The 887-nt window shown below is 68.4% G+C and carries 1 pseudogene; it reads left to right on the top strand.

The features are described from left to right. Positions 1 to 62 precede the first annotated feature (62 nt). Positions 63 to 880 (top strand): annotated as a pseudogene (locus IF19_RS1000000136765) (IS5 family transposase). The last annotated feature ends 7 nt before the right edge of the window (positions 881 to 887 follow it).

The following is an 887-nucleotide window of genomic DNA, read 5'->3' as shown; positions in this document are numbered from 1 at the left end:
AGAGGTCCTAACAGAAGTTGTTGATCATGTGACTGTCGGCCTGGCTGCTCGTTGGTCCGTTCGTGGCGAAGAGGAACTCCCGGCCGTGGATCGTGTCGGACGAACTGTGGTCGCTGGTCGAGCCGTTGCTGCCGGTCCCGGCGCCGAAGCTGGTGGCGGGGCGGCCGCGGGTACCCGACCGGCAGGCTCTGTGCGGGATCCTGTTCGTGCTCCACACCGGGATCCAGTGGGAGTACCTGCCCCAGGAGCTCGGCTTCGGCTCGGGCATGACGTGCTGGCGACGGCTCGCCGCCTGGAACGATGCCGGCGTGTGGGACCGGCTGCACGTGGTCCTGCTCAAGAAGCTGCGCTCGGCGAAGCAGTTGGACTGGTCGCGGGCGGTGATCGACTCCAGCCATGTCCGGGCCGCCCGACGCGGCCCAAAAGCGGACCGAGCCCGGTCGACCGCGCACGGCCGGGCAGCAAGCACCACGTTCTCGTCGATGGACAGGGCATCCCGCTCGCGGTGTCTTTGACCGGCGGAAACCGCAACGACGTCACTCAGCTGATGCCCCTGCTCGCCAAGGTCCCGTCCGTGGCCGGCCTGGTCGGCCGGCCACGGCGGCGACCGGACATGCTGCTGGCCGACCGGGGCTACGACCACGACAAATACCGCCGCCTCGTCTGGGCTCAGGGCATCAGACCGGTCATCGCCCGACGCGGTGTCCCGCACGGCTCCGGCCTCGGCGTCCACCGATGGGTCGTCGAGCGGACCATCGCCTGGCTGCACGGATTCCGGCGTCTCCGTGTCCGATGGGAACGACGCGACGACATCCACGAAGCCTTCCTCGGCCTCGCCACCTGCCTCATCACTCACCGACACGTCCAACGCCTTTGTTAGGACCTCT

Origin of the sequence: Streptomyces californicus (assembly GCF_000717645.1) — a bacterium.
GTDB classification, from domain to species: Bacteria; Actinomycetota; Actinomycetes; order Streptomycetales; family Streptomycetaceae; genus Streptomyces; species Streptomyces californicus.
Note: the sequence above shows the minus strand (reverse complement) of the source record. Positions and strands in the feature narration are given on the sequence as shown.